Genomic DNA, 20,218 nt, shown 5'->3' with positions numbered 1-20,218 from the left:
GTAAACTTTTTGTCCATTATAGCATAATTCATTTTATCATACGGCGGGGGTCGGCTTTTTATCGGCGGGGTCAGCTCTTTTATCAGCGGCATCCGGCTTTTTATCGGCGGGGTCGGCTCTTTTATCAGCGGCATCCGGCTTTTTATCAGCGGGTTCGGCTCTTTTATCGGCGGCATCCGGCTTTTTATCAGCGGGCTCGGCTCTTTTATCAGCGGCATCCGGCTTTTTATCAGCGGGTTCGGCTCTTTTATCGGCGGCATCCGGCTTTTTATCAGCGGGGTCGGCTCTTTTATCAGCGGCATCCGGCTTTTTATCAGCGGGTTCGGCTCTTTTATCAGCGGCATCCGGTCTGACTGCGTTTTTTTCACAACGCAAAAAGCCGGTTTTCATCAACCGGCTTTTGCTCATAAGTATTTATTTTATTCCATTTGTTTGGCCAAGAAACCCGATGCTGTTTCCACAGCCTTTTGTTCGACATTACTAAGCTTTTTCCCGTCTTTTGAAAAAATCATGACACAGCCTATCGCGTCTCCATTTGCAATTATAGGACTAATACAATACGAATCAAGTTCGTCTTCTTTGCTCTGAATCAATTCCGCGGTTGCCTTTTCAGTTTCAAAGACCGGCATCCTGTCTTGCATGGTTTTTTCTGGCTGTTGCCCGATGCCTTTGTTTAAGTAGTCTTTTTTTGATTCACCGGCTACCGCGATGATTTCATCCCTGTCGCAAATCAGAACCGGGAATTGAAGAGAGTCGAACAACGCCTCCGCATATTCCTTTGCAAAACTTCCCAGCTCATTGATTGGCGAGTATTTTTTTAAAATAACTTCCCCTTCCCGGTCAACAAATATTTCCAGGGGATCACCTTCACGTATACGCAAGGTCCGTCTGATTTCTTTCGGAATGACTACTCTGCCTAAATCATCAATTCGACGCACAATTCCTGTTGCCTTCATTTGTAAGTTGCCTCACTTTCTTTGATGACTATCTGGTGAATTGCACTTTATTCCTGCGTGTGAAAAAAACACCAGTTGTGGTCTTTAGTATGATTCATCCGGGAATAACTATACATAACAGCATATTTTTTCTATTCAACCCTGTTTATTTGATGCATTTGACCCAAAAACTCTTCCAGAATATTGTAACGCTGAAGCTTTGTATCCGGTGTCCATTTATATACTACTTTCAGTTTATTTCCTTCCGTACCAAGCTGAAACCCTCTTCCAAACGAATTGGCCAGTTCAAAAAGCTTTGAGCCGTCTATTTGCTGACTTCTGTTTTCATCGACAAGCAATTCAAGCTTTTTATTTTTCTCATGAATGCTTTCCACCCGCTGTTCTTTTGCATAACGTTTTAACGAAGAAACGATAAATAAATTTTCCACCTCGGTTGGATAATCTCCAAATCGGTCAATCAATTCATCCCGTAAATCTTCCACATCCCCATCTGAAGTAATGGTCTGAAATTGTTTATACATATCGATCTTCTGTTTTTCATCCTGAATATACGCATCCGGGATATATGCATCAAGCGATAGTGTTAACTCCGGCTCGAACGGTTTAATGTCATCAAGTTCCTTGCCGTGTTTACGAGCATCGATTGCATCTTTAAGCATCTGCGAATACATATCGAAACCGACCGAGTCAATAAATCCATGCTGCTGTGCCCCGAGTAAATTCCCGGCGCCGCGGATCGATAAATCACGCATTGCAATCTTAAATCCGGAGCCAAGCTCGGTGAATTGCTTAATTGCTTCCAGACGCTTCTCGGCAATTTCGGTAAGCACCTTATCACGCTGATAGGTAAAATATGCATAGGCGACCCGATTGGAACGGCCGACACGTCCTCGCAGCTGATAAAGCTGACTTAACCCCATACGGTCCGCATTATTGACAATCAGTGTATTTACATTCGGGATATCAACACCAGTCTCGATAATCGTCGTACTTACCAGCACATCAAATTCGCCTTCGAGAAAAGCAAAAATAATATTTTCGAGCTCTGTTTCATTCATCTGTCCGTGTGCAACGGCGATTCGGGCATTATCAACAAGCATACCCAAATCACGGGCCGCTTTATCAATGTCTTCCACCCTGTTATGCAGGAAAAATACTTGCCCGCCTCTTGCCATTTCCCGATCAATCGCATCCCGCATGAAAATCGGATTATAATCCATAACATACGTTTGAATCGGAAACCGGTTTTCCGGCGGTGTTTCGATAACAGACAAATCCCGGACACCGAGCATTGACATATGCAGTGTACGCGGTATTGGTGTAGCAGTCAGTGTAAGAACATCAACATTTGATTTCAGCTGCTTAATTTTCTCCTTATGCTTAACCCCGAACCGCTGCTCTTCATCTACAACCAGAAGTCCAAGTTCACGATATTGCACATCTTTGGAAAGAATCCGGTGTGTCCCGATAACGATATCGACAAGACCTTTTTTTAATCCTTCAAGCGTTTCTTTCTGCTGTTTTCTCGTCCGGAACCTGCTTAACAGTCCAATATTAACCGCATGATCCTGGAATCGTTCACGAATGGTCTCATAATGCTGCTGGGCCAAAATAGTCGTTGGAACTAAGAATGCCACTTGCTTACCATCTGCAACTGCTTTAAATGCCGCACGTATGGCCACTTCTGTTTTCCCGTAACCAACATCCCCGCATAGAAGACGATCCATTGGGCGTTCGCGCTCCATATCCTGTTTAATCTCTTCAATACAGCGCAATTGATCTTCCGTTTCCTGGTATGGGAAAGCTGCTTCGAACTCCCGCTGCATTTCGGTATCCTCAGAAAAAGCATACCCTTTTCTGGCTTCCCGTTCTGCATACAGCTTTATCAGGTCATCCGCAATATCCTCAACAGATGACTGCACCTTCCGTTTAACTTTTATCCATTCACTGCCGCCCAATTTATAGAGCTTAGGTTCTTTCCCTTCTGATCCGACAAACTTTTGAACAAGATCAATCTGATCAATGGGGACAAATAATTTATCATCACCGGAATATTTTATCAGCATGTAATCCTTATGCAGACCATTGACTTCCAGTGTCTCAATGCCCAGGTATTTACCAATCCCATGACTGGCATGCACAACATAATCGCCGACTTTCAGTTCCTGATAATTTTTAATTCGCTCAGCATTTGAAAGTTTTTGCTTTTTCCGCGGCCGTTTTGTTTTACTTTTAAAAAGTTCATTCTCCGTAATAATAACCAATTTATGCATCGGAAATTCAATTCCTGAACTGAGGTTTCCGGCCGTTATCACGGGCATCGAGGCAGGAAATTCAGGATCCTTCATCACAACAGACTCAATATCATAGTCCAAAAAGATCGAATGGATTTTTTCCGCCCGCTTTTCATTTGGAGCAAGCACAATCACCGAAAAATCGCCTTTCTCCCAACGGTTCAGTTCATTTTTAAACAAGTTCATCTGTCCATGAAACTCCTGCATCGACCTTGCCGACAAATTCACAATATTTTGCGGCTGTGTATTTGGAATATGTCTCAGAAAGACAGACATATACAACCGCTGCTGCTGCATATTTTCCTGCACTTCATTCCAATTGAACGAAAACCGGCTGTTCCGTACCATTTTATTCGTCTCAAGCAGATTGCTGTACCACTCCGCCTCTTCCGTATCCAAATTCAAGGCTGTTTCATGAACTCTGCTCATTTCATCCATGACAATTAATCCATTTTTAGGGAGATAGTCTAGCAAACTGGCAGGATTCTCATAAAGGAATCCGATATATTTGTACATTTCCTGAAAATGCTCGAGATTTTTCATCCGTTCGATATCCTGCTCGATTACATCGATCAATGCCTCTTTTGCCTCATTGCCTTTCAGCTTTTTAAGCGATTCAGCCAATGCTTCTTCAATCCGCTGGGCAGCTGAAACCAAATCTTCTTCGGTTAACAGAAGTTCATCAGCAGGGCCAACGGAAACTTTCGTCTGCTTATCCAGGGAACGTTGTGACTCCACGTCAAAAAAACGTATAGAGTCGATTTCCTCACCAAATAACTCAATACGCACTGGATGTGTTTCCGTAACCGGATAAATATCAATGATCCCGCCTCTCCTGCTGAATTCGCCAGGAGCAGAAACCATTTCTGTTCGTTCATAGCCCATATCAACCAATGATGCCAAATAGTCACCCAGCTGAATTTCTTCACCATACGTAAAGTCCAATTGATAGTTTCCCCAGTATGATGTTGGCGGTAAAATCCGCTTTAATGCAGCAACCGGAGCAATCAGAATCCCCTGTTTCTTCTGTGACCATGCTGTCAGTGCTTCAATCCGCTGACTTTTCAGCTCAGGACTGGCAATTGCTATTTCGGAGGCAATCAATTCATTGACTGGGTATAAATGTACATCTTCCTCCCCTGCCAATTCCACCAAATCATCATATAGCTGTTGTGCCTGTGCCAGCTGATGTGTTACGAGCAATATGGGTTTTTTGACCGATTCATTCAGTACAGAAACCAGTAAACTTCTTGCTGAACCAGATAATCCGGCCACCATTTGTTCATTCAACCCGCCGGAAATCCCGTCAATTATTGATTCAATATCTTCTTTTGACTGTAAAAAATCATGTATACCCTTCATTTCCCCCACCTGCTTACGTGCAAAAATGCCTTGGCCAATTGATCAGCATAAACACCCGTAAGCATTTCCAGGTTCTAACGTTATGATTCTGATTAACCAAAGCTTCTTTGCCTATTTTATTGTATAAAAAAATCAAGCTCATGATATTGCGGGTTACTGTCAAGCGAGTCTTCACAGTTTTCACAGATTGCCTGTATATGAATGTCGCCATTGCGCTGATAATGGACCATTTCCTGTTTATCCTCGCTGGATAGCTGATCCAATCCAAGCATCGTCGAATCAACTGTCCGCTGATCCAATCTTCCAATCGTATTCCCGCAGTGTTTGCATGTATACACAATAGCCATACGTAAACCTCCTCGAATAAACACGGGGTCTCTTCATAAAGTTTATCCGAAAAGAAGCTTTTTATACTGTATGTCATTACTGTGTATTAAATTCGTTCATTACCTGATCAAACGGCTTTTCCAGCCAGGCTTCGCATGCATCGGCTGCAGTTTGAATACTGCCTGTTGCATCCCGCTGCTGTTCTTTAGAAAAGGTACCGATTACATAGTCAATAACAGGCATTCGTGTATCAGGGCGCCCAATACCAATTCGCAACCGCTTAAATTCCTTCGAACCAACATGTTCAATAGTGGAGCGCACCCCATTGTGCCCTCCGTGACCGCCTTTTTGACGCAGCCTTATTTTCCCTGTCGGCAGATCCATATCATCATAAATAACGAGAATATCCGTTGGGTCTATTTGATAAAAATCCATTAATGGTCTGATTGACTGTCCGGATAAATTCATATATGTCTGGGGTTTCAGCAATACAACCTTGTCACCGTGAATATGTTCGACAACTGATTTTCCATGGAACTTATCCGTTTTCAATTTCCAGTCATGGCGCTCCACAAGCTCATCAATAACCATAAAGCCAATATTATGACGCGTTTTCTTAAACTTGCGTCCAGGGTTTCCCAAACCAACGATACATTTCATTCGGTTACTTCCTTTTTCGATTCTTTTTTAATCATTACGTCTGCTTCAATCTATAGCAATGATTGAAAGTATTCTTATTATACATAAAGTAATACCCCCCTATTAGCAGGAGGGTCATTACAAACTTATTATTTTTCCTCGTCTGAATTGTCTTCCGCATCTACCAGTTCCGGTTCAGCGTTCTCGTCTGTATCTTCCTCTTCAGCATCTAGCGTATCCGGTGGAACAACTGTTGCTATTGTCGTATCGGCATCCTCAAGGAATTCGTAGCTGCTGGCTTTTGGTAAATCTGAAACCGAAATGGTATCACCAATCTGAAGTTCTGATACATCTACGGTAATTTCTTCCGGAATATCTGCCGGTTTAGCACGTACCTGCAATTCATACATCGGTTGCTGCAATACGCCGCCTTCTTTTGCACCCGGTGCATCACCTGTCAGATTAAGCGGCACTTCAACATCCATTTCCTCGGACATGTCAACAATGTAAAAGTCGGCATGAATTAACTCATCTTTCAATGGATCCATCTGATAATCATGCAGCATAACATCAACTGGTTTATCATTCTCGACATCAAGTGAAATAATTGCATTTCGACCTTCATCGCGAACTGTTTTCACCAATTCTATGCTGTTAACTGAAATGGATTTTGATTCTTTTTCCTTTCCATATACTACAGATGGAACATGTCCACTTTCTCTAATTTCTTTTGTGGCAGACTTCGTATGATCTTCCCGAAGTGCTGCTTTCAATTTTGCTGCCATCGTTATCACCCTCCATTATTCAAAAACCCGGTTAAACCCAAGTTTACATGGCAATTTCTTTACTGTCTTTTACTATTAAAACATAAAAATTGCTTTTTATAAAATATCACTATCTTTTACCCGCATTTTAGTGGATGTAAACATAGCCTTTAGTTGAAATAAACTGCGATGGAATTTGATGATGTGCTACAGCTCCGGAAATACACTTCGCTTTCACTTCCAGCATAAGTGAAAGCGAGTATATGTCAGTTCCGTGTTCAGAGACACTCAATAGATGAGTTTATTTAACAGTTTATATGTTTATCATCAGCATGCCTTAAAAAAAGTATCCTTAGTCAAACAAAATGCTTACTGACTTCAATTCATGCACACGCGTAATTGCCTCGCCGATTAATGGTGCCACAGACAAGGTTTTAATCTTATCACTCTGCTTTTCTTCTGGGAGCGGAATGGAATTCGTAATAATCAGTTCCTTTATTTTCGAATCATTTATACGGTCAATGGCCGGTCCGGACAATACAGGATGTGTACAGCAAGCGTAAACTTCCTTGGCGCCATTTTCAACGAGTGCATTTGCGGCCAGGGTAATTGTACCTGCAGTATCAATGATGTCATCAATCAGTATTGCTGTTTTACCCTCAATATTACCAACAATATTCATTACTTCCGCGACATTTGGACGCGGGCGGCGTTTATCAATGATTCCAATCGGCGCCTTCAAACGATCCGCCATTTTACGCGCCCGTGTTACACCGCCATGATCAGGGGAAACAACCACTACATCCTCAAAGTTTTTCGCTTCAAAGTAATCCGATAAAATCGGCACACCTTGCAAATGATCAATCGGAACATCAAAGAATCCCTGAATTTGTGGAGCATGAAGATCAAGTGTAATCACACGGTTAGCACCGGCAGTTTCCAGCAAATCAGCCATCAGTTTGGAAGTAATCGGCTCTCTTGAACGTGCTTTTCGATCTTGCCGCGCATAACCATAATATGGCATAACAATATTGATGGATCTTGCTGATGCACGCTTCAACGCATCGATCATAATCAGCAGTTCCATGATGTGGGTATTCACCGGTGAGCATGTTGACTGTACAACATACACATCACAGCCACGAACACTTTCTTCAATATTGATCTGTATTTCACCATCACTGAACGCTGAAACGGTGCATTCGCCCAATGTTGTTCCAATATGATTTGCAATATCTTCTGCCAATTTTCGGTTCGAATTTAATGACAACACTTTCAAATATGGATCTTTGTATCCAGACACCATGACATAACCCTCCGTTTAATTATTTTCTGTTTTTGATCTTTGAAGCGTATCCTTCTTTATTCGTCTGTCTGGCACGTGCTACTGATAACGAATCGTCAGGTACATGCTTTGTAATGGTGGAACCGGCAGCAACGTACGAGCCTTTTCCTACCGTTACTGGAGCTATTAAATTGGAATTACACCCAATAAATGCATCATCTTCAATTGTCGTTAAAGATTTATTTTTACCATCGTAATTGACGGTAATTGTCCCACAACCAATATTAACATTATTTCCTACATCTGCGTCACCGATATAACTTAAATGGGAAACTTTGCTTCCATCTCCAATGTCTGCTTTTTTCACTTCAACAAAGTTGCCGACCTTTGCTTCATTACCAATGGCAGCTTCCGGACGAATATGTGCATATGGACCGATTTTTACCCGCTTGCCAATTGTACTGTCAGTTGCAACACTTTGTTTGACTACTGAATTTTCCCCGATAGAACAGTTACGGATTTCACTGTGCGGACCAATTTCAGCCTCCGATTTGATAACTGATTTGCCTCCTATAATGGAGCCGGGATGGATGATTACATCCTGTTCAATTTTTACATCAGGATCAATGTAAGTATGGTCCGGATCAATTATTGTCACACCATTCCGCATATGGTTTTCATTAATCCGTTTTTTCATTGATTTTTCGGCTTGTGCCAATGCGACGCGATCATTGATTCCAAGTGTCTCCTCAAAATCTGCCGTCATAAACGCACTGACTTTTTGATTTGCTTTTTTGGCAATTTCAATAACATCCGGCAAGTAGTATTCGCCCTGTGCATTGTCATTTGAAACTTGTTTTAATACCTGGAATAACGTCTTATTATCAAAACAATATGTACCCGTATTTATTTCATCAATCTGACGTTCCTGTTCACTTGCATCTTTATGCTCCACAATCCGCTCCACTTCATTTTTTTCATTACGAATAACCCTGCCGTATCCAGCGGGGGTGGGAGCTTTTGCAGTTAAAATTGTTGCTTTTGCATTTTCCTGTTCATGATGATCAAAAAGCGCCTGATATGTTTCACTCGTAATTAATGGTGTATCTCCGCATACGACGATCGTTGTGCCGTCTTGATTCCCCAGCACATCTTCCGCCTGCATTGCGGCATGACCCGTTCCAAGCTGTTCATCCTGAATAACAAGCCTGCTCTGATCACCAATATGCTCAGCCACTTTCTCAGCACCATGACCCACAATTGTAACCATCTCATCGAGTTGTGCCTGTTCCAGCTGATCGATCACATGCTGTACCATCGGACGGCCCATAACTGGATGAAGTACTTTATATAAATTTGACTTCATTCGGGTCCCTTGTCCGGCTGCAAGGATGATAGCATATCGATTTGCCATGAAATAATCCTCCATTCTTTTATCCAATATGAATATATCTCAAATGGCCAATGATTTCAATAGGAAACAATAGCGAAGGCGAGAGTTACGGGTTATGCAATCTGTTTTGATAGTGTATAGTACGTGAATAGAATCACGGGTTGATGTTTTGCCCTGGGCGGTTGATGTTCCACTTTTGCGGTCGATGTTTTGCCCTGGGCGGTTGATGTTCCACTTTTGCGGTCGATGTTTTGCCCTGGGCGGTTGATGTTCCGCTTTTGCGGTTGATGTTTTGCCCTGGGCGGTTGATGTTTTGCCCTGGGCGGTTGATGTTCCGCTTTTGCGGTCGATGTTTTGCCCTGGGCGGTTGATGTTCCACTTTTGCGGTTGATGTTTTGCCCTGAGCGGTTGATGTTCCGCCCCGGGAAGTCGATGTTTCGCTCCGTACAGTTAATCCACAGAATCAACACATTTCGTCCAGAATAAAAAAAGAAGGCTAATCCATTACAGATTAGACCTCTTGTACTCGTGTGGTTCAGGAAGCACCTGCTTCTTCATATTGTACTTCTGTTTCGCCAGCACGGTGATATTCTTCTAAGACAGCATCCTGGATTTTTGCACGGGTGTTCGAATTTATCGGATGTGCAATATCCCGGAATTCACCGTCCGGAGTGCGTTTGGACGGCATAGCCACAAACAGTCCATTATTCCCATCGATAACGCGGATATCATGGACAACAAACTCCTGATCGAGAGTAATCGATGCGATAGCACGCATTCTTCCTTCTGTGTTTACGCGGCGTAATCTTACGTCAGTCACTTCCATGATGATTCACCACCTTTTCCCTTTTGAACTTATTACCAATATTCAACAAAACTATGAGAATTCCTGCTAATTTTTTAAAAAAATATAAAAAAATAAAAAATCTTTCATCTATCAGAAAGATTTTTAATGCTGTTATCCGTGTAATTTGCCCGGAATAACCTCGATATTTTTTCGTTTTATATCCACATTGGTAATTTTTACAAGTGACGTATATTCTTCCACAACGCGTTCATCTTCTTCATCATCCGCTTCCGCCAAAACACCGATGGCTTTGACATTAGCATCAAATTCATTAAGTAGACTTGTCATGCCATTAATCGTTCCGCCGGCTTTCATAAAATCATCAATGATGCAAACATTGGCGTTCTCCTGTAAACTGCGCTTCGGAAGCACCATCGTCTGTATTTTTCGGGATGAACCGGAAACATAATTTATACTCACCGACGATCCCTCTGTCACCTTTGGATCTCTGCGTACAATCACAACCGGCACATTCAGAACTGATGCAACGGAATATGCAAGCGGAATGCCTTTTGTTGCAACGGTAACGACCACATCGATATCCAAATCGGAAAATGCCGAAGCGAGTACCCGTCCAATCAGCTTCACCATTTTCGGGTTACCTAGTATGTCACTCATATATAAATAACCCCCTGGAAGAATGCGCTCCGGATCTTCCAATGTTTTACAAAGCTCGTGAATAAATGCTGTACTATTTTTTTCTGAAAGATACGGAATATACTTAACGCCGCCAGCTGCACCTGCAGATGTCTGCAAATATCCGATACCTTCCTCTCTTAAAACACGATCCACTATAACCAAATCTTCACTGATGGATGATTTTGCAGCCTGATACCTTTCAGAAAAAAATGGTAATGACGTATGTTGTTTTGGGTTTTCTAAAAAATAATGAGACAACGAAACCAAACGATCGCTTCTTTTCATATCTGCACCTCTAAATCCGAATAATATAGTTTAAATATACCATCATTATACGTGTTTAGCAAATGCTAGCGGCGATCGAGTAATTGTACAACAAAAACTTCGTCACAAAATCCCCTAAGCCCATTATAGATTCGCTTTGCCTTGCTGTAATGTTGAACAAGCCCAACCATGGTTGGTCCTGATCCGCTCATCAGTACCCCATCTGCTCCAGCCTTAAGCATCTTCTCCTTAATGAGCCCCACACTGGGAAATAACGAAAACGTAACACTTTCCAAGGCATTTCCGGCGGCAGCTGCCAATCTGGAAAAATCCTTCTCCCAAAGTGCTGTCATAACCTCATTTATATCCGGATGTGTAATTTCCTCCATTATCACTTTCGGAAATATATTTCTCGTGGAGATGCCGATATTCGGTTTGGCCAAAATCACTAAAAATGGTGGCGGTGCCGGCAATTCCTGAATTTTTTCCCCGTGACCGGTTCCGATTGCTGTCGTTCCATAAACACAAAAAGGCACATCTGAACCAATGCTGGAACCAATCAGGGCCAGTTCACGCTTGTCCGCCCCGACTGACCAAAGCTTATTAAGACCGCGCAGGACAGCTGCTGCGTCGCTGCTCCCTCCACCCAAACCGGCAGAAACAGGGATGTTTTTCGTTATTTTAATCCGGATACCTTTATTGATTTGATATTTATTTTTGAAAGCGAGGGCAGCTTTATACGCAAGATTACGCTCATCATTGGGCACATATTGATTGTCCGCGGCAACATGAATTACATTATCATCTGACGACATCAGTTCAATACGATCGGCCAAATCAATGGAAGTCATCACCATTTCCACTTCATGGAACCCGTCATCACGCTTGCCGAGGACATCCAAAGACAAATTGATTTTAGCTGGCGCCCGTTCAAATACAATCATCTCCGTCACCCACTTTAAATATGTACACAAATTGTACCATATAAGAAATGAGAAGGCGACTGTCCAATGACGAATGTACTGCGTGCTCGGAATGATGATGGCACCTTCCATGGCGTTCCGAAAAAACGACAAACCCAATTAGGGTCTGCCGTTCATGTTTTGTTCAGCTATTTCGATTGCCCGTTTCACCATGTTACCGGCATCTTTTGCTTTAATGCCGCCCCAGCCTTCTTCCTGCACTGTGTCGTAAAAACCTAACTCCTTGGCTATTTCTTCTTTCATTTGGTCTGACATTATTCCGCCACGTCTACCCATGAAAGAGCTCCCCCTTCTGTTAAGAATACGACATTTATAGTATGTGCAGATCATTACACCGTACACCAGTCAGATGTATACAAAAAAGGAAATTATTTATGTAGTGCCGGGGGACATATTTTCCGAAATCAAAGAAAAACTGACTAACACGGGAGAATTTATTTGTCAAAGATAAAAGCAGCAAACTTTAGTTTACTGCTCAACCATTAGCGCTCCATCCTGAAAGCTGATTTGAACTGTCTCTGTTAAGACGTCTGCATAGCTGTATGAAACACGTTCGAATGCATTCTCGTCCTGATCCAATTCAACAATAAAAACAGACGGATATGTTTCCGCTAAAATGCCGCAACGTTCAATTGTTTTTCTTCTGCCGCCATTGGCTTTAAGCTTAAGACGCTTGCCAAGTTGACACTCAAGACCTTGCTTAATTTCGACTAATGTTTTTGCCACTATACTCCACCTCACTATTTATAATAATACCATAAGCTTGTTTAGAAAGTCAAATAAAACTTTATATTATAACAGTATAGCTTTTTTAATGTCAACAACAAAAATCACATTTCTCCATTATTATTTCATATTCTTAACAAATTATGTATGTCCCAGGAAAATAATAGCTGATGTTCCACACATCAGCTATTTTCTTCGGTTTCATTATCAATCGTGTAAGGCATACCAGTTCGTAAAAGTCCTCTTGTTTCCACTCCGCCAAGACCTCTCTCTCCGGTAAGCGTATTTCGCAGTGCATCCCATACACCAACTTTATCCATAAACGGAGTATAAGCGATTTTGGCGGCTATATAAACAGGGTCCAGCGCATGTATATTAATTCGGGATGGAGAGCTTGCAAAATTTGCTCCCGCCCTGATCAACGATTCAAAATGGGACTGGCAGGCTCCGGCAAAGATTATCAATTGATCCAGACTGGTGTTTATCTGCCGCGCCGCACGAACCGTTTCCGCAAAATATTTGGAATGCCGATAAGCACGCAAGTCAGCTTTTCCGCCTTTATTTCTGGAAAATGCGTCGTGACCTGTAATTACGATAATGTCAGGTTGTATGCGTTCCATTAATCCGGCAATTTCAAAGGGCATTTCCTTTTCACTTACATGGATTCCGTGAACTTGCAATCCAAGCCGATTATACAGCTCAATACACTTTCTTAAATAGGAGGGATCACCATCAATATGAAGTACTTTTGCAGGCAGTTGAAAATAACTTATATTGTTATGGTATCCATTACTTGCCTGGTACTCACGCTTTTCCCGCATTAACTGGTAATCCTGACGAAAAAGCCGATAGGAGGATTCCTCCTGTTCTTTTCCTTTCCGTTTCCGCTTTGCCAGATCCCTGTCTTCAACATGTGTCAGATCATACAGCGGGGCATCAGCTGCCAGACGAATATCCTCTCCGTGCAATGTTGCAGTATCCTTTGTAACCGATGCAATCCGGAATAACAGATCATGCTTATGTGATTTACGTGTCACAAATTCTCCTGTTGAAAAATCCATAAAGCCACCTCACAGCCATCGTTCAAATAAACCTGTTCCTATATAGACTATGAAGCACTGCCCATTCCTGTGCCTGGATTTATGTTTGAGTATTTGAACTAATAGGTTGGAGTATATCAAACGCACTTATGCTCGAAAGTGAAAGCGAAGTATATTTCCGGAGCGGTATTATAGCACTCATCATTTATAAAAAGCCATCGCAGCAGAACTGCAATGACTTTATTTTTCCAATGCATGATAAAATGTGTTGGCAAGACTCGCGAATTCCTGCATATTCAATGATTCGCCGCGCCGTGATCCGTCAATGCCTGCCGATTCAAGCAGCTGGGCGATTTTTTCCTTATCAAACGTGCCCTTAAAATGCCGGGTTAAATTATTTCGCAACGTTTTTCTGCGCTGGGCAAAACTTGCCTGAACCACGCCAAAGAAAAGTTCTTCATTCTCCACATTTACCGGCGGGGTATCCCGAATTGTCAACTGTAATACACTCGAGTCAACATTCGGCGGAGGCATAAACACACTTTTTGGGACATTCATAATTACTTCGGCATGGGTATAATACTGAACAGCGATGGAAAGGGATCCATAACTTTTATTGTTCGGGACAGCTGCCATCCGCTCAGCGACTTCTTTTTGAATCATGATCGTAATGCTAGAAACGGGAAGATTCTCCCGGAGTAACTTCATTAAAATCGGCGTTGTAATGTAATACGGAAGATTTGCCACGATATGCACCGGCTGTTCCGGTTTAAAATATGTATCAATCGTCTTCCTTATATCTGCTTCCAGGATATCCCGGTGCAGCACTTGAACATTCTCGTAACCTTGTAACGTATCCTCGAGGATAGGCAGCAGACGTTGATCAATTTCAAAAGCCAGTACCTTGTCTGCATGAATTGCCAACTGTTCCGTCAATGCACCAATACCTGGACCAATTTCAATTGCTGCGGCCTGCTTATCAATACCTGCATGGTTCATAATATTTTCCAGGATGTTTACATCAATCAAAAAGTTTTGACCGAGACTTTTTTTAAAATGAAATCCGTATTTATCTAAAATTTCACGGGTCCGCTTTGGCGTTGCGATTTTTTTAGTTGTCATTGTTCTCCTCCTGAAGTACCTGGGCTGCCGCCTCTTCAAATTGTTTTCTGGTTATTTGGAACATCGTCAGGCGTTTCAACAGTTGTTTCCCATTCGTATGCCCTATTTGGAGCAATTCTCCCAGACGATCCCGCCTGACACTCGCCTTTGCACTTCCAATCAGCCCAAAGGATAAAAGATCTTGTTTCATAATATCACCGGATACCGCTTCCTTCAGTCCATAAACACCTTCCAATGCATGCTGGATTGCCGCCGCGGAAGCATGTTCAATTCCAAGACTTTTCGTTGCGGGATGTTTAGCGCGTGCATCCTCCCGTTTCAAAAATGCATGCTTGCAGCCGGGTACCGCCTGATCGACAATATGGCGAATGCGTTCCCCGGGGTAATCCGGATCGGTAAAAATAATCACACCCCGTTTTTCCTTTGCATGCCGTATTTGTTTTAGAATTGTGTTATCTACCGCTGATCCATTCGTCTCAATTGTATCGGCATCAACCACCTGACGAATTTTCGCAGTATCGTCACGACCTTCCACAACAATGATTTCCTTTATTTTCAATGATTTGTCCTCTTTTCACTCGAAAACTTAGCCTTACCGCAAAAAATTGCTCTTACCACTTTATCGCGGTAAGAGCATTGTATCATATATTAATCAAGAACCTTTACAGTAACATTATACCTTGTTCCAAATGCATGTGCATCGGCTTTACTTGGTACGTGGACGTCAACATGATGACCATTTACACCACCGCCAACATCTGCTGCTACTGCATATCCGTAGCCTTCCACCCACACTCTAGTGCCGAGTGGAATAACATTCGGGTCGACGGCAACTACCTTTTTATTCGGATTGGCGTTCAAATCAATTCCTGTAGCGGTAACGCCTGAGCAACCGCCGCAGTCAGCACTGTAGGCCGTTACTGTCATGGAATAAACGTCTCCTGAGTCATTATTTGATGACCCTGTATCCTCACTTTTGTTTGAACCGCCGCTTGAACTGGAATCAGAATTTGAGTTGGAACTGGAATTTGAGCTGGAGCTTGACAGTGTGACAAGATCCTGTTCCTCTTTCGTGCCAAATGCAACAACCCGTTTCTCGCTTTTACGCTTTACTTCTTTATTCATAAGTTCACGATTAACCACGTCGCCATTTTCCTTGGTGATTTCGTACTTTTTCACAACAAGACCTTCTGAGCCTTCAGCAATTACCCGCTTTTTCCCTTTGTCAAGGTTGCTGTCTTTCCGCTCTTCCGTTTCATAGGCAATTTTTTCTTTAACTGTTTTCGTATCCTTTTTGACCCGTGTAATTTTTATCGGCGTGTCTTTCGTTACCTTTTCTTTTTTGGCCGGTTTTACTTTATCCAATTTTCCCAATGAAATATCGTTCTGTTTCAGCAGTTCACCAACCGTTCCACCGGTAAACCAGAGTTTTTCTTTTTTACCGCCGTTATGAACCGCTACCTTAAATGCTTTATTGATGGTGAGCGTCAGGCCATTTTTAATGGGCTCAGATGCCTTGTGGGAAGTTTCATCACGCTTTGAAACATCCATTTCATTGGCTTTCAAAAATTCGCCGACCGTATCTTTAGTTGTGTAATAAACCTGTTCATTTCCGTCTACCGTAACAATCACTTTGCTGGCTTTCTTGTATGTAATGTGCATTCCATTTTTAATTTCTGCGTTGACCTGATGTGAAAGCGAATCATGCTCTCCCACTGTTATGTTTAATTCTGTAAGCAGTTCTTTAACTGTGCTTGCGTGAGTCTGGACTGTTTGTTTTTCTCCATTTTCCGTAACGGCCACTTCAGCTTTCGTTGCTTCAAACAGAACAAAACCAGAAAAAACAACCAGCGCCATAACACCAATACAAGATAAAATCAATTTTAATTTCGACGCCGGCAATAGCCTTGAAAATAATTTCATGCCCTTTGCCTCCTTTACGCGACTCTGATTATATATAACAAATGTATGTGATTTCAACGGATTTCCGTTTACGGTTTGTTTACAATTAAATTACATAAGGTAACCATCGTATGACACAACTCACCAAGTTACTGACATGACTGGTTTTATGGACATTAAAAAGAGACCGGAAAATGTTCCGATCTCCTTAAAATGACCTATATTTTGCCTTGTTTTTGTTATCAGAAATCGTGACAAAATACCCGATTTTTACTCAAAATGAAACAATTGAAAAGCGTTTTCTGTCGTAATTTTGCTGAGTTGTTCGAAAGATGTCTCCCTTAGTTCAGCCACTTTTTCAGCAACAAGTTTTACATATGCAGGTTCATTTCGTTTCCCCCGATTTGGGTGTGGTGCCAGAAACGGGGCATCTGTCTCCACCAACAGCCGGTCTTCCGGCACCTGTACCGCTACTTCCTTTGGCAGCGTTGCATTTTTAAATGTTACCGGACCACCCAGTGAGATATAAAAATTCATATCGAGACACGCCTGTACATAATCCGGTGAATCATTGTAACAATGCATGATTCCACCGACCTCCTGTGCATTTTCCTCCTGCATAACTTCAATAATATCTTCCGTTGCTTCACGATTGTGAATAATGATTGGCATCTTCACCTTTTTGGCCAGGTTAATCTGTTTGCGAAAAACTTCCTTTTGGATTTCCTTTGGTGACTTATCCCAATGATAATCCAGCCCCATCTCACCAATAGCAACCACTTTTGGATGTGCTGACAGTTTTTCAATCCAGTCAAGATCTTCCTGCGTCATATCAATTGCGTCAACCGGATGCCAGCCAACCGCAGCATAAATGGTTTCATACTGTTCTGCTATTTCTATTGCCAGCGGAATCGTCTCCCGGTCAAACCCGACAACAACCATATACGTTACACCAGCGTCAAATGCCCGCTGGATTGTCTCCTCACGATCCTCGAAAAACTGTTCTGCATTCAAATGTACATGTGTATCGACTAACATACTAAACGCTCCTATCGTACAGAAAAAGGCCAACACCTCCCATGAGGGTGACCTTGTTTCTGATTGTTATTTTACAACCGAACCATTTGGCAATGATTGCTCAACAGATGCCAGGGTTAAGTTTCCTGTCTCATCCTCACCGCAAAGAATCATTCCTTCTGACTTTTCGCCGCGCAGTTTTACAGGTTTCAGGTTGGTAACACAAATTACTTTCCTGCCTACCAGATCATCCGGCTGATAATACTCAGCAATGCCTGATACAACCTGCCGTTTATCTGTACCGACATCAAGCTGAAGCTTCAATAACTTATCAGCTTTTTTCACAGGTTCAGCCTTCAAAACTTCTGCAACACGCATATCGACTTTCATAAATTCATCGAAGGTAACTTCTTCTTTTTGTTCCGGCGCCTTTTTAGCAGCAGGATTTTTCTTTTCCGGTGCAGGCTTTGTCATCATTGCTTTGATGGCTGCAACTTCTTTTTCCACATCAAGCCGCGGGAATAACGGCGTACCTTTTGTTACGGAAGTGCCTGCTTCAATCCGACCATTATCACGGATGGAGTCCCACGCCTGCAATTTTTCATCCCTAACTCCAAGCTGTTTGAAAATTTCGCCGGGTGACTCAGTCAAAAACGGCTGCAGCATAATCGCCGTTTTACGTAATGACTCTGCCAGATGAGCCATCACATTTCCAAGCCGCTCTTTATTCGCATCATCTTTTGCCAGAATCCAAGGCTCTGTTTCATCAATATATTTATTGGTCCTGCTGATCATCTTCCACAACGAGGAAAGCGCGACCGAGAACTGCATGTTATCCATCGAATCTTCCACTTTATCCACCGTTTCTTCCTGCAAGGACTCGAGTGACGCCTCAAAATCTGTTTCGGAAGCGATATACGCAGGAATTTTGCCATCAAAGTACTTGTGAATCATGGCAACAGTCCGGTTTAGCAGGTTGCCAAGATCATTGGCCAAATCATAGTTTGTACGCTCCACAAAGCCTTCAGGTGTAAATACCCCGTCAGAACCGAACGGCACTTCACGAAGCAGGTAATAGCGCAATGCATCCAAACCATATTGATCTGTCAATTGAATAGGATCGACAACATTTCCTTTCGATTTGGACATTTTACCATCCTTCATCAAAATCCATCCATGTGCAAACACTTTTTTCGGCAGCGGCAAATCAAGCGCCATTAAAATAATCGGCCAATAAATAGTATGGAAACGGACAATTTCTTTACTCATCAGGTGCACATCTGCTGGCCAGAATTTCTGATACAGTTCATCCTGATCCGTTCCATAACCAAGAGCTGTAATATAGTTTGTCAGTGCATCAATCCAAACATAAATAACGTGTTTTGGATCACCGGGAACTTTGATACCCCAGTCAAACGTGGTCCGTGAAACCGCAAGATCCTCCAAACCCGGTTTGATAAAGTTGTTCAGCATTTCATTTTTACGGCTTTCCGGCTGAATGAATTCCGGATTCGCTTCATAAAATTCGACAAGTCGATCCACATATTTACTCATTTTAAAGAAGTATGATTCCTCTTTCACTTTCTCAACCGGCCCGCCGCAATCCGGGCAATGACCATCATCCAACTGCCGCTCGGTAAAGAAAGACTCACAAGACGTACAATACCATCCTTCATATTCATCCAAGTAAATATCACCTTGTTTTACAAGCTGATCAAATATTTTTTCGACAATTCGTTTATGACGATTCTCGGTTGTGCGGATAAAGTCATTATTTGTTATTTTCAACTTTTTCCATAAATCCTGGATACCACTGACTATTTCATCGACATATTCCTGTGGTTCCATCCCTTTTTCAGTCGCTTTGCGCTGTATTTTTTGACCATGTTCATCCGTGCCGGTCAAATACATTACATCATATCCACGCAAACGCTTATATCGGGCAATCGCATCACCGGCAACCGTGGAATACGCGTGCCCAATGTGTAAATTGCCGCTCGGATAATAGATTGGTGTCGTTATATAAAACGTATTTTTCTCTTTTGGCATTACCTTTACCTCCCTCAATCACTATTTCCATTGTAGCGATTTTATCACAAGATTTCCATTAACGGATAACTATCAATCATCTTTCACAGTATTTCCGGATTACCTTATCTGCTAACCGCACAACTATTTTATACAATTTTCGCATTAATTTTATCTTTCGGTAAAAATTTATTGACACTTTTAGTAATGATTGGTACTATATGTCATAAGCAGATGTCGAAACATGACGAAAAATTTTTGTAAGCAATGAAAAAACAATGATCGAATTGTTTTTTCCATCCTTCAGAGGGGAGTTAGGAAAATGAAGTCTACTGGAATTGTACGTAAAGTCGATGAACTTGGACGAGTTGTGTTGCCAATCGAATTGCGACGTAACCTTGACATCAAGGAGAAAGATACGTTGGAAATTTTCGTTGATAAAGAGAGAGTTATCTTACAGAAATTCAAACCTGCCATGACCTGTCAGATTACCGGGGAAACATCCGATGAGAATTTGGTGCTGGCAAACGGCAAACTTGTTCTCAGCCCTGAAGGTGCAGAGGAATTAATCAATGAAATCCAGACCCGGCTGGTAAAAGAAGAATAGTAGCAGAAAAATTTGAATAATGT

21 protein-coding genes are annotated in these 20,218 nt (G+C 42.2%); 1 reads left to right on the top strand and 20 read right to left on the bottom strand.

Annotated elements, in window-relative coordinates:
• Positions 1 to 36 precede the first annotated feature (36 nt).
• The 20 genes from ABD010_RS14175 to metG all read right to left on the bottom strand — a co-directional run bounded on the left by ABD010_RS14175 (position 37) and on the right by metG (position 19,609).
• Complete coding sequence (locus tag ABD010_RS14175; protein WP_343814417.1) at positions 37 to 408, bottom strand: hypothetical protein; 372 nt, start codon at positions 406 to 408, stop codon at positions 37 to 39.
• Between the two features lie 11 nt (positions 409 to 419).
• On the bottom strand, positions 420 to 956 hold the full coding sequence (spoVT, locus tag ABD010_RS14170; RefSeq protein WP_343814414.1) for a stage V sporulation protein T: 537 nt from the start codon (positions 954 to 956) through the stop codon (positions 420 to 422).
• A gap of 131 nt (positions 957 to 1,087) precedes the next feature.
• Positions 1,088 to 4,612: a transcription-repair coupling factor gene (gene mfd / locus ABD010_RS14165; RefSeq protein ID WP_343814412.1), complete on the bottom strand. Its 3,525-nt coding sequence runs from the start codon at positions 4,610 to 4,612 to the stop codon at positions 1,088 to 1,090.
• A 116-nt stretch (positions 4,613 to 4,728) separates the two neighbouring features.
• A complete protein-coding gene (gene fin / locus ABD010_RS14160) occupies positions 4,729 to 4,959 on the bottom strand; it encodes an anti-sigma-F factor Fin (protein ID WP_343814410.1) in 231 nt (76 codons plus the stop codon).
• A 76-nt stretch (positions 4,960 to 5,035) separates the two neighbouring features.
• A complete protein-coding gene (gene pth / locus ABD010_RS14155) occupies positions 5,036 to 5,599 on the bottom strand; it encodes an aminoacyl-tRNA hydrolase (RefSeq protein ID WP_343814407.1) in 564 nt (187 codons plus the stop codon).
• Between the two features lie 128 nt (positions 5,600 to 5,727).
• Positions 5,728 to 6,363, bottom strand: coding sequence for a 50S ribosomal protein L25/general stress protein Ctc (locus ABD010_RS14150; RefSeq protein WP_343814404.1), 636 nt, complete (start codon positions 6,361 to 6,363; stop codon positions 5,728 to 5,730).
• A gap of 331 nt (positions 6,364 to 6,694) precedes the next feature.
• Positions 6,695 to 7,648: a ribose-phosphate diphosphokinase gene (locus ABD010_RS14145; protein ID WP_343814402.1), complete on the bottom strand. Its 954-nt coding sequence runs from the start codon at positions 7,646 to 7,648 to the stop codon at positions 6,695 to 6,697.
• A 19-nt stretch (positions 7,649 to 7,667) separates the two neighbouring features.
• Complete coding sequence (glmU, locus tag ABD010_RS14140; RefSeq protein WP_343814400.1) at positions 7,668 to 9,041, bottom strand: bifunctional UDP-N-acetylglucosamine diphosphorylase/glucosamine-1-phosphate N-acetyltransferase GlmU; 1,374 nt, start codon at positions 9,039 to 9,041, stop codon at positions 7,668 to 7,670.
• Positions 9,042 to 9,133: 92 nt separating this feature from the next.
• On the bottom strand, positions 9,134 to 9,487 hold the full coding sequence (locus ABD010_RS14135) for a hypothetical protein (protein WP_343814398.1): 354 nt from the start codon (positions 9,485 to 9,487) through the stop codon (positions 9,134 to 9,136).
• A 68-nt stretch (positions 9,488 to 9,555) separates the two neighbouring features.
• On the bottom strand, positions 9,556 to 9,846 hold the full coding sequence (gene spoVG, locus ABD010_RS14130) for a septation regulator SpoVG (protein WP_174615338.1): 291 nt from the start codon (positions 9,844 to 9,846) through the stop codon (positions 9,556 to 9,558).
• A 132-nt stretch (positions 9,847 to 9,978) separates the two neighbouring features.
• Entirely contained in the window at positions 9,979 to 10,791 is an 813-nt protein-coding gene (purR, locus tag ABD010_RS14125) for a pur operon repressor (RefSeq protein WP_343814393.1), read from the bottom strand.
• 65 nt (positions 10,792 to 10,856) lie between these two features.
• On the bottom strand, positions 10,857 to 11,714 hold the full coding sequence (ispE, locus tag ABD010_RS14120; protein ID WP_343814390.1) for a 4-(cytidine 5'-diphospho)-2-C-methyl-D-erythritol kinase: 858 nt from the start codon (positions 11,712 to 11,714) through the stop codon (positions 10,857 to 10,859).
• Positions 11,715 to 11,852: 138 nt separating this feature from the next.
• The gene (locus ABD010_RS14115; protein WP_343814387.1) at positions 11,853 to 12,029 is read right to left on the bottom strand and encodes a small, acid-soluble spore protein, alpha/beta type; all 177 of its coding nucleotides are present in this window, start codon (positions 12,027 to 12,029) and stop codon (positions 11,853 to 11,855) included.
• Between the two features lie 192 nt (positions 12,030 to 12,221).
• On the bottom strand, positions 12,222 to 12,479 hold the full coding sequence (gene veg / locus ABD010_RS14110) for a biofilm formation stimulator Veg (RefSeq protein WP_174615334.1): 258 nt from the start codon (positions 12,477 to 12,479) through the stop codon (positions 12,222 to 12,224).
• A gap of 182 nt (positions 12,480 to 12,661) precedes the next feature.
• Entirely contained in the window at positions 12,662 to 13,540 is an 879-nt protein-coding gene (gene yabG / locus ABD010_RS14105) for a sporulation peptidase YabG (protein ID WP_343814383.1), read from the bottom strand.
• Positions 13,541 to 13,759: 219 nt separating this feature from the next.
• Positions 13,760 to 14,641 carry a 16S rRNA (adenine(1518)-N(6)/adenine(1519)-N(6))-dimethyltransferase RsmA gene (gene rsmA / locus ABD010_RS14100; RefSeq protein ID WP_343814379.1) on the bottom strand — a complete coding sequence of 294 codons (882 nt, stop codon included), beginning with the start codon at positions 14,639 to 14,641 and terminating at the stop codon, positions 13,760 to 13,762.
• Positions 14,631 to 15,200: a ribonuclease M5 gene (gene rnmV, locus ABD010_RS14095; RefSeq protein ID WP_343814377.1), complete on the bottom strand. Its 570-nt coding sequence runs from the start codon at positions 15,198 to 15,200 to the stop codon at positions 14,631 to 14,633. Before rnmV ends, rsmA begins: the two co-directional genes overlap by 11 nt.
• An 89-nt stretch (positions 15,201 to 15,289) precedes the next feature.
• Entirely contained in the window at positions 15,290 to 16,564 is a 1,275-nt protein-coding gene (locus tag ABD010_RS14090) for a resuscitation-promoting factor (RefSeq protein ID WP_343814375.1), read from the bottom strand.
• 249 nt (positions 16,565 to 16,813) lie between these two features.
• A complete protein-coding gene (locus ABD010_RS14085) occupies positions 16,814 to 17,581 on the bottom strand; it encodes a TatD family hydrolase (protein WP_343814372.1) in 768 nt (255 codons plus the stop codon).
• Positions 17,582 to 17,647: 66 nt separating this feature from the next.
• Positions 17,648 to 19,609 carry a methionine--tRNA ligase gene (gene metG, locus ABD010_RS14080; protein WP_343814368.1) on the bottom strand — a complete coding sequence of 654 codons (1,962 nt, stop codon included), beginning with the start codon at positions 19,607 to 19,609 and terminating at the stop codon, positions 17,648 to 17,650.
• A 301-nt stretch (positions 19,610 to 19,910) separates the two neighbouring features.
• Between metG and abrB the strand changes: the two genes are divergently transcribed.
• A complete protein-coding gene (gene abrB / locus ABD010_RS14075; protein ID WP_343814366.1) occupies positions 19,911 to 20,195 on the top strand; it encodes a transition state genes transcriptional regulator AbrB in 285 nt (94 codons plus the stop codon).
• Positions 20,196 to 20,218 lie beyond the last annotated feature (23 nt).

Source organism: Virgibacillus siamensis, from assembly GCF_039522605.1.
Taxonomy (GTDB): domain Bacteria; phylum Bacillota; class Bacilli; order Bacillales; family Amphibacillaceae; genus Lentibacillus; species Lentibacillus siamensis.
The sequence above is the reverse complement of the archived record's forward strand: the minus strand, read 5'-3'. Positions and strand labels throughout refer to the sequence as shown.

Bases quoted from the DNA above. Each gene is read 5' to 3' on its own strand.
- ABD010_RS14090 (WP_343814375.1), bottom strand. From the start codon at position 16,564: ATGAAATTATTTTCAAGGCTATTGCCGGCGTCGAAATTAAAATTGATT.
- pth (WP_343814407.1), bottom strand. From the start codon at position 5,599: ATGAAATGTATCGTTGGTTTGGGAAACCCTGGACGCAAGTTTAAGAAA.
- rsmA (WP_343814379.1), bottom strand. From the start codon at position 14,641: ATGACAACTAAAAAAATCGCAACGCCAAAGCGGACCCGTGAAATTTTA.
- fin (WP_343814410.1), bottom strand. From the start codon at position 4,959: ATGGCTATTGTGTATACATGCAAACACTGCGGGAATACGATTGGAAGA.
- yabG (WP_343814383.1), bottom strand. From the start codon at position 13,540: ATGGATTTTTCAACAGGAGAATTTGTGACACGTAAATCACATAAGCAT.
- glmU (WP_343814400.1), bottom strand. From the start codon at position 9,041: ATGGCAAATCGATATGCTATCATCCTTGCAGCCGGACAAGGGACCCGA.
- purR (WP_343814393.1), bottom strand. From the start codon at position 10,791: ATGAAAAGAAGCGATCGTTTGGTTTCGTTGTCTCATTATTTTTTAGAA.
- metG (WP_343814368.1), bottom strand. From the start codon at position 19,609: ATGCCAAAAGAGAAAAATACGTTTTATATAACGACACCAATCTATTAT.
- spoVG (WP_174615338.1), bottom strand. From the start codon at position 9,846: ATGGAAGTGACTGACGTAAGATTACGCCGCGTAAACACAGAAGGAAGA.
- ABD010_RS14085 (WP_343814372.1), bottom strand. From the start codon at position 17,581: ATGTTAGTCGATACACATGTACATTTGAATGCAGAACAGTTTTTCGAG.
- ispE (WP_343814390.1), bottom strand. From the start codon at position 11,714: ATGATTGTATTTGAACGGGCGCCAGCTAAAATCAATTTGTCTTTGGAT.
- ABD010_RS14115 (WP_343814387.1), bottom strand. From the start codon at position 12,029: ATGGGTAGACGTGGCGGAATAATGTCAGACCAAATGAAAGAAGAAATA.
- spoVT (WP_343814414.1), bottom strand. From the start codon at position 956: ATGAAGGCAACAGGAATTGTGCGTCGAATTGATGATTTAGGCAGAGTA.
- ABD010_RS14175 (WP_343814417.1), bottom strand. From the start codon at position 408: ATGAGCAAAAGCCGGTTGATGAAAACCGGCTTTTTGCGTTGTGAAAAA.
- mfd (WP_343814412.1), bottom strand. From the start codon at position 4,612: ATGAAGGGTATACATGATTTTTTACAGTCAAAAGAAGATATTGAATCA.
- ABD010_RS14150 (WP_343814404.1), bottom strand. From the start codon at position 6,363: ATGGCAGCAAAATTGAAAGCAGCACTTCGGGAAGATCATACGAAGTCT.
- abrB (WP_343814366.1), top strand. From the start codon at position 19,911: ATGAAGTCTACTGGAATTGTACGTAAAGTCGATGAACTTGGACGAGTT.
- ABD010_RS14145 (WP_343814402.1), bottom strand. From the start codon at position 7,648: ATGGTGTCTGGATACAAAGATCCATATTTGAAAGTGTTGTCATTAAAT.